The organism is Streptomyces rubrogriseus, from assembly GCF_027947575.1.
Lineage (GTDB): Bacteria > Actinomycetota > Actinomycetes > Streptomycetales > Streptomycetaceae > Streptomyces > Streptomyces rubrogriseus.
This window is the reverse complement of record NZ_CP116256.1, coordinates 5,245,393-5,261,225: the sequence shown is the minus strand read 5'-3', so window position 1 is coordinate 5,261,225 and position 15,833 is coordinate 5,245,393. Positions and strand designations below refer to the sequence as shown.

Genomic DNA, 15,833 nt, shown 5'->3' with positions numbered 1-15,833 from the left:
GCCGCTCAGATCACCCGCATCCGCACCAGCGCCGCCAGCGTCAGCGCCCCCGGCAGCAGTGGCAGCCACACCGTCAGCAGCCGGAACGCCAGCACCACCGCCGTGGCCACGGCCGCCGGCCCGCCCGCCGCCACCAGCGCCACGACCAGCGCCGCCTCGACCGAACCGATGCCGCCCGGCGTGGGCACCAGCGCCACCGCGACCGTCGCCGCGAGGTACGCCACGGCCATGTGCCCGGCGGGCAGCGTCAGTCCCAGCGACCGGCCCACCAGCACCAGTGCCGAGGCCTGCAACGCGGGGAAGGCCAGCGCACCGCCCCACAGCGCCAGCGCGCGAGCCGGCCGGGCGTGCACCGACCGGGCCTCGCCCAGTGCCGTCCGCAGGAAGGCGAGCAGCGCCCCGCGCAGCCGCGGGAGCAGCGCCAGTACCACCGCCGCCACGACCGGGACCGCGGCCGCGACCGCCAGCAGCGGCCCGACGGCCCCCTCGGGCAGCAGGGTGCCGAGCCGCAGCGCGCCGGGGAACGCGATCAGCAGGGCGCCCAGTACGGCGAGGCGGCCGACGCTCTCCGCCAGCAGGTAGAGCGCGAGCGCGGCCGAGGAACGGGCCAGCGGCAGCCCGCACACCGTCATGAACCGCAGGTTCACCGCACTCGCGCCCAGGCCCGTCGGCAGCAGGTGGTTGGCCGCGCCGGCCGCGAACTGGGTGGCCAGCAGCCGCCGCGCGGGCAGCCGCTCCACCACCGCGCCCTGCCGGGTGCAGGCGGCGGCGACCCAGGTCAGACAGGTCGCGCCGGCCGCGGCCAGCAGCCAGGGCCACCGGGCCGTGGCGAGCTGGCCGAAGCCGTCGGCCAGCACGGACCGGTGCCGCACCGCGACCACGCCCACCAGGAGCAGCGGGAGCACACACAGGACCCTCCGGACCGGGACACGGTGCAGAAGTGGCTTCTCGGAGGCGCGAACCGCAGTCGTCACAGCACAAGACATTCCCCCGGGAGCGCCAACTACGGGTGACCGGCGCGCGGATTCGGGCTTACAGACCGCGGACCGTGCCGCCTTGACGTAGCGTGCCGCCTTGACCTCAAGGTTGGTCGAGGTTCTACGGTCATCGGCATGAGTATGGAGACCACGGCCTGGACGCAGCTGTACAGCGTCATGAACGCCAAGGACGAGCGCCGTCCCTTCGCCCGCGCCACGATGCGCCGCATCGGCGCGTTCGCCCGCCCGCACCGCCACCGCATCGTCCGCTTCGTGCTGCTCGGGGTGGCGACCGCACTGCTCGCCGTCGCCACCCCCGTCCTGGCCGGAAAGGTCGTCGACGCGATCGTGTCGGACGGGGACGAGGGCACGGTCGTGCGCCTCGCCCTGCTCATCGCGCTCATCGCCGTCGCGGAGGCGGTGCTCGGCATCCTCTCCCGCAGGCTCTCGGCGACGCTCGGGGAGGGACTCATCCTCGATCTGCGGACGGCCGTGTTCGATCATGTGCAGCGCATGCCGGTCGCGTTCTTCACGCGTACTCGTACGGGAGCGCTCGTCTCCCGTCTCAACAACGACGTCATCGGAGCCCAGCGCGCCTTCAGCAACACCCTCTCCGGCGTGGTCAGCAACGTGGTCACCCTGCTGCTCACCCTCGCGGTGATGCTGACCCTGTCCTGGCAGATCACCCTGCTCGCCCTGGTGCTGCTCCCGGTCTTCGTGCTCCCCGCCCGGCGCATGGGCCGGCGCATGGCCCGCATGCAGCGCGAGGCCGCCGCCCTCAACGCCGCCATGGGCACCCGCATGACCGAGCGCTTCTCGGCCCCCGGCGCCACCCTGATCAAGCTGTTCGGCCGCCCCGAGGAGGAGTCCGCCGAGTTCGCCGACCGGGCCCGCCGCGTCGCCGACATCGGCGTGCGCACCGCCACCGCCCAGGCCGCCTTCATCACCGCGCTCACCCTGGTCTCCGCGCTCGCCCTGGCCCTCGTCTACGGCCTCGGCGGCTGGTTCGCCCTGCGCGGCACCCTGGACGCGGGCGCCGTCGTGGCGCTGGCCCTGCTGCTGACCCGCCTGTACGCCCCGCTCACCGCGCTCGCCGGAGCCCGGGTGGAGGTCATGAGCGCCCTCGTCAGCTTCGAGCGGGTCTTCGAGGTCCTGGACCTGGCCCCGCTCATCGACGAGAAGCCCGACGCCCGCCCGGTCCCCGACGGCCCCGTGGCCGTCGAGTTCGACGACGTCCGCTTCGGCTACCCGTCCGCCGACAAGGTCTCCCTCGCCTCCCTCGAAGAGGTTGCCACCCTGGACACCCGCGGCGGCGAAGAGGTCCTGCACGGCCTCTCCTTCCGTGCGGAACCGGGCCAGACCATCGCGCTGGTCGGATCGTCCGGCGCCGGCAAGTCCACCATCGCCCAGCTGCTGCCGCGCCTGTACGACACCGACGGCGGCACCGTCCGCGTCGGCGGCGTCGACGTGCGCGAGCTGAGCGCGCGGTCGCTGCGCGACACCGTCGGCATGGTCACCCAGGACGGCCACCTCTTCCACGACACCGTCCGGGCCAACCTGCTCCTCGCCAGACCGGGCGCCACCGAGGGCGAGCTGTGGGAGGCGCTGCGCCGGGCCCGCCTCGCCGACCTCGTACGGTCCCTGCCGGACGGGCTCGACACCGTGGTCGGCGAGCGCGGCTACCGGCTCTCCGGCGGCGAACGCCAGCGCATGACCATCGCCCGGCTGCTGCTGGCCCGCCAGCGCGTCGTCATCCTCGACGAGGCCACCGCTCACCTCGACAACACCTCCGAGGCGGCCGTCCAGGAAGCCCTCACCGAAGCCCTCCAGGGGCGGACGGCCGTGGTGATCGCGCACCGGCTGTCCACGGTCCGGGCGGCCGACCGCATCCTGGTCGTCGAAGCCGGCCGCATCGTGGAGAGCGGCACCCACGAGGAACTCCTCGCGGTCGACGGCCGCTACGCCCAACTGCACCGCACCCAGTTCGAGCGCCCGGCCCTCGACAAGGCCGCGTAGGGGAAGGCCGGGCGGGGACGGCCCCCGGCCTTCCCGACGGGCCGGGTGCCGCTACGGGCCGGGGGTACCGGGACGGGCCGGGGGTGCCGGGACGGGCCGGGTGCTACGAGGGGCCGGGCGCCCCGGTCCGCACCGGCAGGTCCTGCTCGGCCCAGACCACCTTCCCGTCGGGCGTGCGGCACGACCCCCAGCGCCGGCACATCATGTTGATCAGCTGGAGACCGCGCCCGCTCTCGTCGCTCACGTCCGCGTGCTGGATCTGCGGCAGGTCGGGTCCGGAGTCGGAGACCTCCACGGACAGCCGCTCGTGCCGCAGCAGCCGCAGCTCCCCGGGGGCGTTCCCGTACCGCAGGGCGTTGCCGACCAGCTCGCTGACCACCAGCTCCGTGGTGTCGACCAGCTCCTGAAGGCCCCACCGCTCCAACTGCTCGCGCACCGCCGTACGGGCCTGCCCGGCGGCCTTCCCGTCCGGCGGCAGCGCCCGCACGTACACGTCGCACTCCGGACCGAGCGGCCGGGCCAGGGCGGCCAGCACGATCGCGTCGTCCGACCGGTCGCCGCCGACCCGCTCGGCCACCGCCCGGCACTCGGTGCCGTCCTCGGGCACGCCGCCGCCCACCGCCTCGCGCAGCCGCTCCAGCTGGGTGCCCAGGTCGGCCGTGCGCGACCTGATCAGCCCGTCCGTGTACAGCGTCAGCCGGCTCAGCTCGGGCACCGGCCGCTCGACCGGGTCGTACGGGATCACCCCCGTCCCCAGCGGCGCCCCCGCGGGCACGTCCAGGAACGACACCGCGCCGTCCGGCCCGGTCAGCAGCGGCGGCGGGTGCCCGGCGCTGGCGATGCGGAAGGTGCTGCCGTACGGGTCGTAGACCGCGCACAGACAGGTGGCGACCTGGTCCTCCTCCAGGTCGCGGGCGGCCAGGTCGAGCCGGGCCAGCAACCGCTCGGGCGCGATGTCCAGCGCCATCAGGGTCCGGGCCACCGTGCGCAGCCGCCCCATGGTCGCCGCGGCGGCCAGCCCCCGCCCCATCACGTCGCCCACCATGAGCGCGGTGCGGCCGCTGGGCAGCGCGACCACGTCGAACCAGTCGCCGCCCACCGCGGCCGGATCGGCGGCCGGGTCGTAGCACGAGGTCACGTCCAGGCCCGGAGTGCTCGGGCTGGACCGGGGGAGCAGCGCCCGCTGCAGGGTGACCACGTGATCGCGCTCGCGCCCGTAGAGGCGGGCGTTGTCGATGCAGACGGCGGCCTTGGAGGCCAGCTCCATGGCCAGTGCCACGTCGGTCCGGTTGAACGGCGCCCGATGCCCGGCCCGGACGAAGTCGGCGAGCCCCAGCAGCACTCCGCGGGCGATCAGCGGCACTGCCAGATAGGAGTGGACCCCGGCCCGGCGCATGATGTCCGACGACTCGCGCGAGGGGGCGATCACGGCGAAGTCGGCGCGCGTCATCCGGGACACCAGCACCGGCCGGCGGGTGGTGAGGCACCGCTGCCCCAGCCGGTCGGCGGTGTGCACCGACAGCTCGCCGACGGGATCGGGCGCCAGGTTCAGGCCCTCGACCTCCGACACCGCCATGGCCCTGAGCCGCGGTGCCCCGCCCCCCGACACCCGGTCGCCCTCCTGGAACCGCAGCACCGAGTCCAGCAGGTCCACGGCGGCACCGTCGGCCAGCTCGGGCACGGTGAAGTCGGCCAGCTCCTCCGCCGTGCGCCGCACGTCCAGCGTGGTGCCGATGCTCAGGTCCGCGGCGTTCAGCCAGGCCAGGCGGCGGCGGGCGCCGAGCGCCTCCGACATCGACCGCAGCGCGCCCCGTGCTGCCCGGTGCCCGCTCACCAGGGGATTCGGGGGGCGGCGCAGCCCGCCCAGCCACGCTCGTTCCCGCACGCGTCGCCTCCTCCCACGGCCTCCTGTCCTGATTCTGCCCTGCCGCGGGACGACCGGCGACGGCGGACCCCCCTTCGGCGACCTCGCCGGCAGGGGGTCCGCCCGGTGACGGCTCAGGCGCGCAGCCACACCGCCGTGTCCGCGGGCAGGCGGCCCGCCTCGTCCAGCGGCCCGCTGACGAGCAGGACGGCGCTGTGCGCGGGCAGCTCGACCGGCGCCGCGGACAGGTTGACGACGCACACCGGGCCGCCCGCGCGCCGGAACGCGAGGACACCGTCCGGCGCGGGCAGCCAGTCCAGGCCGCCGTCGCCGAACCCCGCCGTGGACCGTCGCAGGCCGAGGGCCCGGCGGTAGAGCGAGAGCATCGACTCCGGGTCCGCGCCCTGGCGGTCCGCCGCGTACGCAGGCCAGCCCGCCGGCTGCGGCAGCCAGGGCTCGGTCTCCGAGCCGAACCCGCAGTACGGCGCGTCCGCGGCCCACGGAAGCGGCACGCGGCAGCCGTCCCGGCCCGGATCGACGCCTCCGGAGCGGAAGTGCATCGGGTCCTGGATCCGCTCGCGCGGGATGTCCGCCTCGGGCAGGCCGAGTTCCTCTCCCTGGTAGAGGTAGACGGAGCCGGGCAGTGCCAGCGTCAGCAGCGCGGCGGCCCGCGCCCGCCGGGTGCCCAGGACCAGGTCGGTCGGGGTGCCGAAGGCCTTCTTCGCGAAGTCGAAGCCGGTGTCCGCACGGCCGTACCGGGTCACCGTGCGGGTCACGTCGTGGTTGCAGAGCACCCAGGTGGCCGGGGCGCCGACCGGGGCGTGCTCGGCCAGGGTGTCGTCGATGGTGCGGCGCAGCCGGTCCGCCTCCCACGGGCAGGACAGGAAGTTGAAGTTGAAGGCCGTGTGCAGTTCGTCGGGCCGCAGATAGCGCGCGAAGCGCTCGGCGTCGGGCAGCCACACCTCACCGACGAAGACACCCCCGTACTCGTCCGCCACCTTGCGCCAGGAGCGGTAGATGTCGTGCAGCTCGTCCTGGTCGATGTACGGGTGCGGGTCGACGCCCTCCACGAAGTCCGCGAGCGCCGGGTCCTTCGCGAGCAGCGCGGCGGAGTCGATGCGTACGCCCGCCACCCCGCGCTCGAACCAGAAGCGCAGCACGTCCTCGTGCTCCCGGCGCACCTCGGGGTGGGCCCAGTTGAGGTCGGGCTGCTCCGGGGTGAACAGGTGCAGGTACCACTCGCCGTCCGGGACCCGGGTCCAGGTGCGGCCGGAGAACTGGGAGGGCCAGTCGTTGGGCGGCAGCTCGCCGTCGGCACCGCGGCCGGGGCGGAAGTGGAACCGCTCCCGCTCCGCGCTGCCCGGCCCGGCCTCCAGCGCGGCCCGGAACCAGGCGTGCCGGTCGGAGACGTGGTTGGGCACGATGTCGACGATGGTGCGGATGCCCAGCTCCCGCGCCTCGGCGATCAGCTTCTCGGCCTCGCCCAGGGTGCCGAAGGCGGGGTCGATGGTGCGGTAGTCGGCGACGTCGTAGCCGCCGTCCACCAGCGGGGAGACGTACCAGGGGGTGAACCAGACGGCGTCCACGCCGAGTTCGGCGAGGTAGGGCAGTCTCGCCCTCACGCCCGCGAGGTCACCGGTGCCGTCGCCGTCGCCGTCGGCGAAACTGCGGGGGTACACCTGGTAGATGACGGCGTCGCGCCACCAGTCTTCGGTGCGGTGCGAGTTGGGGGCTGCCACGTGACGGTCCTTTCGGGCAGGGTGGATCTTCGCCGCCGGCCCGGACAGAGCGGGGCGTCGGACAGGCCGGCGGCGAAGGTTGACGGGACGAGCCGGGAGGGAGGGGAGGAAGGGCAGGCGGCAGGCGCCCCGGCCCTGGAGCCCTCAGCCCTTGAGCCCGCCGGCGGTGAGTCCGCTCATGATGTTGCGCTGGAAGATCAGGAAGATGACGAGCGTCGGCAGCGAGGCCATGGTGAGCGCCGCGATCAGCACGTTCATGGGGACCCCGTTGGACAGGGAGTAGATCCCGACGTTCAGGGTCTGCTTGGACGGGTCGGGCAGGGTCAGCATGGGCCAGAGGAAGTCCTTCCAGACGCCCACGATCGCGAAGATGGACACCACACCCAGGATCGGCCGCGAGATCGGCAGCACGATCGACCGGAGCGTGCGCATCGGTGAGGCACCGTCCATCGAAGCGGCGTCGAGCAGCTCCCGCGGGATCGAGTCGAAGAACCGCTTCAGCAGGAAGATGTTGAAGGCGTTGGTCACCGACGGCAGCCAGATCGCCCACGGCGTGTTCAGCAGGTTGCGCTCGAAGATCGGCACGTCGAGCACCGTCAGGTACTGCGGCACCACCAGCACGGTCGCCGGAATCATCAGAGTCGCCAGCATCAGACCGAGGATGGCCTTGCCGAAGACCGGCCGGAGCTTGGACAGCGAGTAGGCCGCCGCCACGTCGAACACCAGCTGGAAGGCGAGCGCGCCGAACGCGTAGAACAGGGTGTTCCCCAGCAGACTCGCCAGGTCCATGACGTTCCAGGCCTGCGAGTAGTTGTCGGGCTGGAAGGACTCGGGAACCAGGGTCGGCGGGGTCTGCACGACCTCCTGGGTGTCCTTGAAACCGCTGGAGACCATCCAGTACATCGGGCCGAGGAAGACCACGGTGAACAGGGCGACGACGAGGCCGAAGACCACCCAGTACAGCGCCTTGCCGCGCGGGCGGGCGAGCTGGGCCGGTGAGATGAGTGTGCGTGTGGACATCGGTGGTTTCCCCCGGCTCTACTCGTCCTCGGCGCGGCTGAGCTTCACGTACGCCGCCGAGAACCCGGCCAGCAGTACGAGGAGCAGCAGGCCGAGGGCCGCCGCGGCACCGTAGTTGTTGAAGTTGAAGGCGTACTGGTAGATGAGGTAGACGACCGTGGTCGTCGAACCCTCGGGGCCGGCACCACCGGTGAGCAGGAAGGGCTCCACGAAGACCTGCATGGTGGCGATGATCTGCATCAGCAGCATCAGCGAGAGAATGAGCCGGGTCTGCGGGATGGTGACGTGCCAGATCTTGCGCAGCAGCCCGGCTCCGTCCAGCTCCGCCGCCTCGTACAGCTCGCCCGGGATGCCCTGGAGCGCGGCCAGGTAGATGAGGGCCGCGCCGCCCATGTTCATCCACGTCGACGCGATGACCACCGAGAGCATGGAGAGGTCGGGGTCCTGCAGCCACTGCTGCTCGGGCAGTCCGAAGAACCCGAACACCTCGTTGAGCATGCCGTAGCCGGGGTCGTACAGGTACTTGAACAGCAGCACCGAGGCGACCGGGGGCAGCATCACCGGCAGGTAGACGAGCAGCCGCAGGTACCCCTTGCCGTGCCGCAGTTCGTTGATGACGATCGCGACGACGAACGGCACCGCGAAGCCGAGTACCAGGGCCAGCACGGTGAACAGCGCGGTGTTGCGCCACGCCTGCCAGAAGGCCGGGTCGTTGAAGACCGTCTCCAGGTTCTCCAGGCCGACCCAGGAGACCTCGCCCTGGTCCGTCTTCTGGAAGGCGAGGAAGAACTCCCGGACCATCGGGTACCAGGAGAAGAACGCGAAGCAGAGAACCGCTCCGATCAGGAAGCCGTGCGCGGTGAGGTTGCGCTTGAGGCTCCTGCCGAACGCCCCGCCGCGCCGGGGCGGGCCGTCCACCGGCGGCTGGGCGTGGCGGGCGCTGGCCGCCTTGCTCGGGGTCAGGCTGGGGGCCGACATCGTCGCTCCTTGAGGCTGGTCTCATGGGCCCCGGGAGGCGGTGCGGCCCGCCCCCCGAGGGAGCCGGTCACTGCGTGGCCAGAACCTGGTTGACCTGCTGCTCCGCGGTGGAGAGCAGCTTGTCGACGTCGGCGTCCTCATTGGTGAGGAGGCCGGACATCACGTTGTCCAGGACCTTGTAGACCTCCTGGGCCTTCGGCGGCTCGGCCAGGCCCGGGACCGGGTTGTCCATGAACGACTTGAAGTTCTCGACCGGCATGGTGGCGTGTTCCAGGCGCGCCGCGTCGTCCTTCTTCTTCGACTCGTTCAGCCAGAAGTTGGGCTGCGGGAGGCCCACCGGCAGCTTGTCGGTCTTCTTGCGGGCCCAGTTGAACTGCCCCTCGCCGACGGTGAGGTTCTGGAAGTTCAGCCAGGCGACGCCGGCCTTGATCTTGTCGGGGGAGATCCCCTTCTTGATCATGTAGTTGTTGCCGCCGGCCAGGGTGTTCTTCGCGCCCGGGATCGGGCCCATGCCGAAGTTCTCGTAGTCGGCGCCGAGCTGCTGCACCATGTACGTGATGTCGTCGGGTGCGGCGAGGAACATGCCCAGCTTGTCGGTGGCGATCTGCTTCTGGAGGTCGCCCCACTTGAGCAGCTGGGTCTTGCCCATGCTCTCGTCCTCCCAGCGCATGGCGTGGAGGTTCTCGGCGACCTCCTTGCCCACCTCGTTGTTGAAGGTCGCCTTCCTGCCGCTCTCGTCCACGACGTCGGCGCCGCGGCTGTACATCTGGGCGGTGAAGTGCCAGCCGCCGGTGTTGCCCGCGCTGTACTCGCCGAAGCCGGCGATGCCGTCGCCCAGGCCGGCGATCTTCTTGGCGGCGCTGCGGACCTCGTCCCAGGTGCGCGGCGGGGCGTCCGGGTCGAGTCCGGCCTGCTCGAAGAGCTTGCGGTTGATCAGCAGACCCATCGTGTAGTTGCTCGTGGGCAGGCCGTAGAGCTTGTTCTCGTGCTTGAGCGAGCCGAGGACGTTCGGGTCGATGTCCCCCAGCGCCGGGACGGTCCTGTCGTTGACGTAGGCCGTGATGTCCTCGGCGCCGTCGTTGTCCAGCACCTGGGGCAGGTCGGTGAAGTACGTGTAGAAGACGTCGGGCTGTGACTTGGCCTTGAGCATCGCGGTGAAGCGCGGCGGCTCCAGACACTGGCCCGGGGTGGAGCGCCCCTCGATGGTGACGTTGGGGTAGGTCTTGTTGAACTCCCTGACGTCCTCCTGCCACTCCTTCAGCTCGGCCGCCTTCGCCTTCGGCGGCATGCAGTCGATGGTGATCGTCACCTTGGTCTTCGGGTCCAGCGGAGCGGCCGGGTCGGAGGACCCGCTGCCGCCTTCGGAACCGCCGCCGTCGTCACTGCTGCTCGTGCCGCAGGCGGCGAGAGCGGTCAGGGTGAGGGCGGAGACGAGCGTGATGGCGCCGGCACGGCGAGTACGGCGGAACCGAGCACTTCTCATGGGTGGTCCCCTTCGGGCATGAACGTGGAAGGCGCCCCACCGCCGATGCGTTGTGGGGCGCCGCTCACTCAACCACCGTGAACAAGTGGACGCAATATCTCGCGCTGATTTCGTAAATGTTTGACAGGGCGTTGAAGATGCCGGGTGCCCGCTACCGGGTGGAAACCTGGGCGGTGGAGCCGCGGACGACCAGTTCCGGTTCGAAGAGCAGTTCCCTGTGCGGGACTTCGGTGCCCTGGATCTGTGCGCAGAGGAGGTCGACGGCGGCGCGTCCCATGGCTTCGATGGGTTGGCGGACGGTGGTGAGGGGTGGTTCGGTGCAGGTCATGAAGGCGCTGTCGTCGTAGCCGACGACGGAAACGTCGTGGGGTACGTGGTGTCCGCGGCGGCGGGCGGCGCGGACGGCGCCGAGGGCGAGGGGGTCGCTGGCGCAGATGATGCCGGTGACGCCGCGGTCCAGGAGGCGGGTGGCGGCGGCCTGGCCGCCCTCCAGGGAGAACATGGCCCGCTCCACGTGGGCGTCGGGCAGGGTGCCGTCGGAGGCCTGAGCGGCCTCGCGGGCGGCCGTCAGCTTACGCCGGGACGGGATGTGGTCGGAGGGGCCGAGGACGAGACCGATCCGCTCGTGCCCGAGTGACGTCAGGTGCCGCCAGGACTGTCCTACGGCGACGGCGTCGTCGCAGGCGATGCAGGGAAAGCCGAGGTCGGGGATGGAGGCGTTGACGAGCACTACGGGGATGTTGCGCTCGGCGAGCAGCCGGTAGTGGTCGTGCGGGGCGTCCGCCTGCGCGAACAGACCGCCGCCGGCGAAGACGACCCCGGAGACCTGTTGTTGGAGCAGCAGCTCGACGTAGTCGGCCTCGGAGACGCCGCCCTTGGTCTGGGTGCACAGCACCGGTGTCAGGCCCTGCTGGGCGAGTGCGCCGCCGATGACCTCGGCGAACGCGGGGAAGATCGGGTTCTGCAGCTCGGGCAGGACCAGGCCGACCAGACGGGCGCGCTCGCCGCGCAGCTGGGTGGGCCGCTCGTAGCCCAGGACGTCCAGCGCGCTCAGTACGGACTGCCGGGTCGTCTCGGAGACCCCCGGTTTGCCGTTGAGCACCCGGCTGACCGTGGCCTCGCTGACCCCAACCTTCTTCGCCACCTGAGCAAGTCGTCGCGTCACAAACGCAAGACTAGCGCAAGTCTCGCAAGAGACTTGCGCCAGTCAGTGGCCTGTCCGACAACAATCGTTGCCGATCCCCGTTGCGGGCCGGTCCTACGGATTGCGGATGATCTTGAACGTGGACGTGGTGTTGCGGATGTCCACGGCGTTGTCGCCGAGCTTCAGCCCGTTGAAGGTGACCTCACCGACCGCCGGCCCCTGCCCCGCCTCGGGCATCTCGTTGGCCCACAGGCCGAAGCCGGACTTGGCGTCGAACTCGTCACCGCTCTTGTGCGCTCCCGTGACGGAGACGTCGGTGAAGACCGTGTCCTTGATCGGGAACTGCGGCTGTCCTCCCACGTAGTTCGTCTGGAACATGATGCCGCTGTAGGTCGGATCGACGATGTCGACGTTGTTGACCCTGATCCCCTGGAACACCTTGGACGCCGAGAACACCCAGATGCCGGGGAAGGTCTGCCCGTTCCAGAAGTGCCCGCCGGCCCGGACGATCGACACGTTCTCGAAGGTCGTCGGATCGGTGCCGAACCCGTTCATCGGGTAGCCGAAGTCCAGTGAGCTGATGGTGATGCCCGAGTAGACCAGCGTGTCCGCGATGTGGATGTTGCGGAAGGTGTTGTTGTAGCCGCCGTAGACGGCCAGACCCGCCGCACGCCAGGTCAGCGTCGTCGTGAGGTTCTCGTACAGGTTGTTCTTCATGTCCGCGCCGCCCGCGTCGATCGCCGAGAAGAGCGCGAAGCTGTCGTCACCGGTCGCCCGGGCGTCGTTGTTGGACACCAGGTTGTCGGTCGAGCCGTTGGTCATGTTGATGCCGTCGGCGAACATGTTGCGGATCCGGGAGTTCCTGATCGTCATCCGGTCGGTGTTGGCTCCCCAGTACAGGCACACCATGTGCTCGTTCCAGATGTTGTCGATCACGATGTCCGAGGTGTTGGAGAAGTCGAACACCTTGCCCGGCCCGTCGATGCGACTCGTGTAGTTGCCGAAGTAGGCGAAGTTCGCGAACGTCGAACCCTTCGCGCTCGCCTCGGCCCGGAACCCGATGTCGGTGTTGTCCTGCGTCGTGGGCGCGTGGAACTTCGTGAACCAGGGTCCGGCGCCGACCACCTGCACCGCCTTGCCGTACACCTGGAACTTGCTCGACGTCTGGTAGTCGCCGGGCGGCAGGTACACGCCGACCAGCTTGCCGGAGGTGTCCATGCGGACCCTGTCGAGCGCGTTCTGCACGTCCTGGTGGGTGAACCCGGCCGGTACGGCGTACGCCGCCGGGTCGGGGTTCGGCACCGCCGAGACCTGCTCCAGGTTGACGAAGTCGATCGCGTAGTCGGAGGTGTTCGCCGCGTCCTTCTGCAGCCGGATCGTGCTGCCCGCCGGGACGGTCTCGCCCAGCATGATGTGCGCCTCGTCGTAGATGTGCCGCGGGGCGCCCGCACCGGGGGAGTTGCCCGGTGACGCCTCGGCGCCGTACAGCCAGGCGTACTTCGACGTCAGCGGCAGCGCCTTCTTCATGACGCCGTCGACGTACACGTCGAGCGTGGCGTCGATGCCGCCGCCGCCCGGCGCGTCCGGGATGGAGAAGCGGGTCACCAGGGTGTTGGTGTCCGCCTTGGTGGTGAACTCGACGTACTCGCCGGTCCTGTCGAGGTGGACGGCCTTGCGCCCGGACGCCTCGCCCGCGATGTCGCCGATGGTCCGGTTGGGCCCGACCACCGTGGCACCGCCGCCGACCGTGCCGTCCTCCGCCTCGTACATGTCGTACGGCATGTTCGCGCCCCGCCCGACGAACAGCGGCTGCGTGGAGGTGTTGTTCTCCCGCTTGACCGGCAGTTCGTTCGCGTCGTCGGCGACCGTCACCTTCAGGGAGTAGGAGCCGTTGGCCGCCTTCCAGGTGCCGAGGCTCACGGCCGGGGCCGTCGAGCCGGCGGCGATGACACCGGAGTGCGTGCCGGTGAGGGTCTTGACCGTGCTGCCCCTGGAGTCGACAAGAGCGAGCGTCACCGCGTGGCCGCCGCCCGCCGAGTCCTGGGTGCCCTGGTTCTTCAGCGCGACCCTGAACGTCACGTCGTCACCGGCCGCCGGACTGGACGGCGAGGTGGTGACGGTGGCGGCGACCAGGTCGGAGCTCTGCACCGGCTTGACGACCAGCGGATCGGGCCGGGTGTAGGTGTTGTTGGTCTCGTTCTGCTCGATGATCTCGTTCGCCTCGTCGGCGACCGCGCTCAGTTCGTACGAACCCGCCTCGCGGGCCCCGAGCGACGCGCTGACCGTGCGCTGCGCACCCGCCTCCAGGGCGGGGACGTCGGCGGTGGCGACCTTGGTGTCACCCAGCCGGACGGCGACCTTGCCGGCCGGAGCGCCCGCGGCACCGCTGTTGCGCACGGTGGCGGACACCGTGATCTCGTCCGACTCGACGGGGGAGCCGGGCGACGTGGTCAGCCCGGTCACCTCGAGGTCGGGGTTGGGCGCCGGGGTGCCGATGACCTGGAACTCGGCGACCTGCCCGGCCGTCGCCCCGGTGTTGGAGGTGAACTTCAGCTGGACGTCCGCGGCCCGTGCGCCGACGGGTACCGTCACGCTGTTGCCGCCGCTCGCGGGGTCGAAGACGTAGTCCTTGGCGGCCACCAGGGAGGTGAGGCCGGACGCGTCCTGGGCACGGCCGAGCACCTCGATGTTCTGGGTGCGCCTGGACCAGCCGGCGTCGGGGTTGAGCTTGAGGACGACGCTGTCGACGTCCGCGTTCGCGCCCAGCTTCAGGGTCAGCGTGTTCGGGTAGCCGCCCGCCGCCCCCTCCCAGTAGGTCGAGGTGCTGTTGTCGTTGGCGTTCTCGGCGACGTAGGTGTGGATGTGGGACGAGGCGGTGATCGGCTTGCCGACGGCCAGGTTCGAGCCGTCCTTGGTGCCGTTGCGGATCACGGAGTTGCTGTCGCCCGACTCGTTGCCCGCCGCGTCCCTCGCCCGCACGAAGTAGGTCACGTTCGCCGACGCCGGCTGGGTGTCGGTGTAGGTGGTGACGTCACCGGCGACGCTCTTGCGGAGCTTGTTGTCGGCGTAGACGTCGTACCCGGTGACGCCCCTGTCGTCGGTCGAGGCGGTCCAGGTCAGTCTGACCTGCCCGGCGGCCGGTTCGGTGAGGGCGAGGTTCGAGGGCGCGGTGGGTGCCTGCGTGTCGCCGGTGTCGGCGCGGCGGGTGACCGAGTTGCTGTTGCCCGACTGGTTGCCGGCCGCGTCCTTGGCACGCACGTAGTAGGTGACCGTCGTGCCGGCCGGCCTGGTGTCCGTGTACGTGGTGACGTCACCCGCGACCGAGGTCAGCAGATCGCCGTTGGCGTAGACGTCGTACCCCGTGACGGCGGTGTCGTCCGAGGACTCGTTCCAGGTCAGCCTGATCTGCCCGGTGGCGGGCTCGGTGAACGCGAGGTTCGCCGGGGTCGTGGGCGCCTGTGTGTCACCCGTCTCCGGGCCGTAGACCTCCAGCTCGGAGACCTGGGCGGCGGGCTGGCCGGAGTTGGCCGTGACCAGGACCCGGACGTAGCGCGCGGTGGCCGCGTCGAAGGTGACCGCGGCCGACTGGCCGCCCGCCGCGTCGAACGTGTACGCCTTCGCGGCGGTCAGGTCGGTGAAGTCGGAGCCGTTGTCACTGGCCTGGATCTTCAGCGTCTGGCTGCGGGTCGGCCAGCCGTCCGGCAGCCGCAGTACGACGCGGTTCACCCGGCGCGCCGAGCCGAGGTCGGCCTGGAGCCACTGCGGCAGGGCGTTGTTGGCGCTCTCCCAGTAGCTGGCCCGGTTGCCGTCGTTGCCGTTGCCGGGGGTGTACGCGCCCGTGGAACTGCTCGCCGTCAGCCGCCGGCCGGCGGCGAGGTTCACGGAGGACTCCCCGGCCGCGTGCACCTCCAGCTCGGAGAGCTGGGCCGCCTGCCACCCGGTGTTCGCCGTGATGTTCACCCGTACGAACCGTGTCTGCGTGGCGGGGAAGGCGATGGTGACCGTGTTGCCCGACCCCGGGTCGAAGGCGTAGGTGGCGGACGTCTTGAGCGTGCTGAAGCCCGTGCCGTCGGCGCTGCCCTGGACGGAGAGCGTCTGATCGCGGCTCTCCCAGCCGGCGGGCAGTCTCAGGACGACCTCGTCGATCCGCTCGGTGGCACCGAGGTCGGTCTGGACCCACTGGGGCAGGCTGCCGCCGCCGCTCTGCCAGTACGTGCCCTGGTTGCCGTCGGTGATGTTGGCGGCGCCGTACTCACCGTGCGAGCTGCTCGCCGCGGTGGCGTCTCCCACGGCGATGTTGGGGCCACCGGCTGCCGTGGCCGACAGCAGCGGTCCTCCCAACGCCAGAAGACTGGTCGCGACCACGGTGCACAGGACCCGCGATCTCCAGTTCCGGTTTCTCATCTGTCCCCACATCAGGTAGACACTCGATGTTCTCTGACATTTACGCTGAGCGCTCGCAGAGTTGCAGAGAAATGTTGAGTCGTCTACAGGATGGACAGCGTGAAGTGGCCGTGCGGCGGGGCCCGGTGGTGTCGATGAGGGCTGGGGACGCGTCCGGGCATGCCTAGGATCAGCGGCTTTCACGAGCTACGTCGGGTAGCCGCAAGCC

The 15,833-nt window shown here is 70.8% G+C and carries 9 protein-coding genes; 1 reads left to right on the top strand and 8 read right to left on the bottom strand.

The features are described 5' to 3' along the window. Window positions 1-5: 5 nt before the first annotated feature. Window positions 6-905 (bottom strand): lysylphosphatidylglycerol synthase transmembrane domain-containing protein, encoded by a 900-nt coding sequence (locus Sru02f_RS24075; protein WP_109028792.1) that lies wholly within the window; start codon window positions 903-905, stop codon window positions 6-8. 213 nt (window positions 906-1,118) lie between these two features. Between Sru02f_RS24075 and Sru02f_RS24070 the strand changes: the two genes are divergently transcribed. Further along, complete coding sequence (locus Sru02f_RS24070; RefSeq protein ID WP_109028793.1) at window positions 1,119-2,993, top strand: ABC transporter ATP-binding protein; 1,875 nt, start codon at window positions 1,119-1,121, stop codon at window positions 2,991-2,993. Window positions 2,994-3,096: 103 nt separating this feature from the next. Here Sru02f_RS24070 and Sru02f_RS24065 read toward each other — a convergent pair whose 3' ends face one another. From Sru02f_RS24065 to Sru02f_RS24035, 7 genes are all read right to left on the bottom strand, one after another. Continuing rightward, window positions 3,097-4,878 (bottom strand): ATP-binding SpoIIE family protein phosphatase, encoded by a 1,782-nt coding sequence (locus Sru02f_RS24065; protein WP_109028794.1) that lies wholly within the window; start codon window positions 4,876-4,878, stop codon window positions 3,097-3,099. A gap of 113 nt (window positions 4,879-4,991) precedes the next feature. Further along, the gene (locus Sru02f_RS24060) at window positions 4,992-6,596 is read right to left on the bottom strand and encodes a glycoside hydrolase family 13 protein (RefSeq protein WP_109028795.1); all 1,605 of its coding nucleotides are present in this window, start codon (window positions 6,594-6,596) and stop codon (window positions 4,992-4,994) included. Window positions 6,597-6,740: 144 nt separating this feature from the next. Then, window positions 6,741-7,616, bottom strand: coding sequence for a carbohydrate ABC transporter permease (locus Sru02f_RS24055; protein ID WP_109028796.1), 876 nt, complete (start codon window positions 7,614-7,616; stop codon window positions 6,741-6,743). Window positions 7,617-7,634: 18 nt separating this feature from the next. Further along, a complete protein-coding gene (locus Sru02f_RS24050; protein WP_109028797.1) occupies window positions 7,635-8,594 on the bottom strand; it encodes a carbohydrate ABC transporter permease in 960 nt (319 codons plus the stop codon). 67 nt (window positions 8,595-8,661) lie between these two features. Then, window positions 8,662-10,077 carry an extracellular solute-binding protein gene (locus tag Sru02f_RS24045; protein WP_109028798.1) on the bottom strand — a complete coding sequence of 472 codons (1,416 nt, stop codon included), beginning with the start codon at window positions 10,075-10,077 and terminating at the stop codon, window positions 8,662-8,664. 151 nt (window positions 10,078-10,228) lie between these two features. Continuing rightward, the gene (locus Sru02f_RS24040; RefSeq protein ID WP_109028799.1) at window positions 10,229-11,242 is read right to left on the bottom strand and encodes a LacI family DNA-binding transcriptional regulator; all 1,014 of its coding nucleotides are present in this window, start codon (window positions 11,240-11,242) and stop codon (window positions 10,229-10,231) included. Window positions 11,243-11,335: 93 nt separating this feature from the next. Further along, complete coding sequence (locus Sru02f_RS24035) at window positions 11,336-15,625, bottom strand: discoidin domain-containing protein (RefSeq protein WP_167469220.1); 4,290 nt, start codon at window positions 15,623-15,625, stop codon at window positions 11,336-11,338. Window positions 15,626-15,833 lie beyond the last annotated feature (208 nt).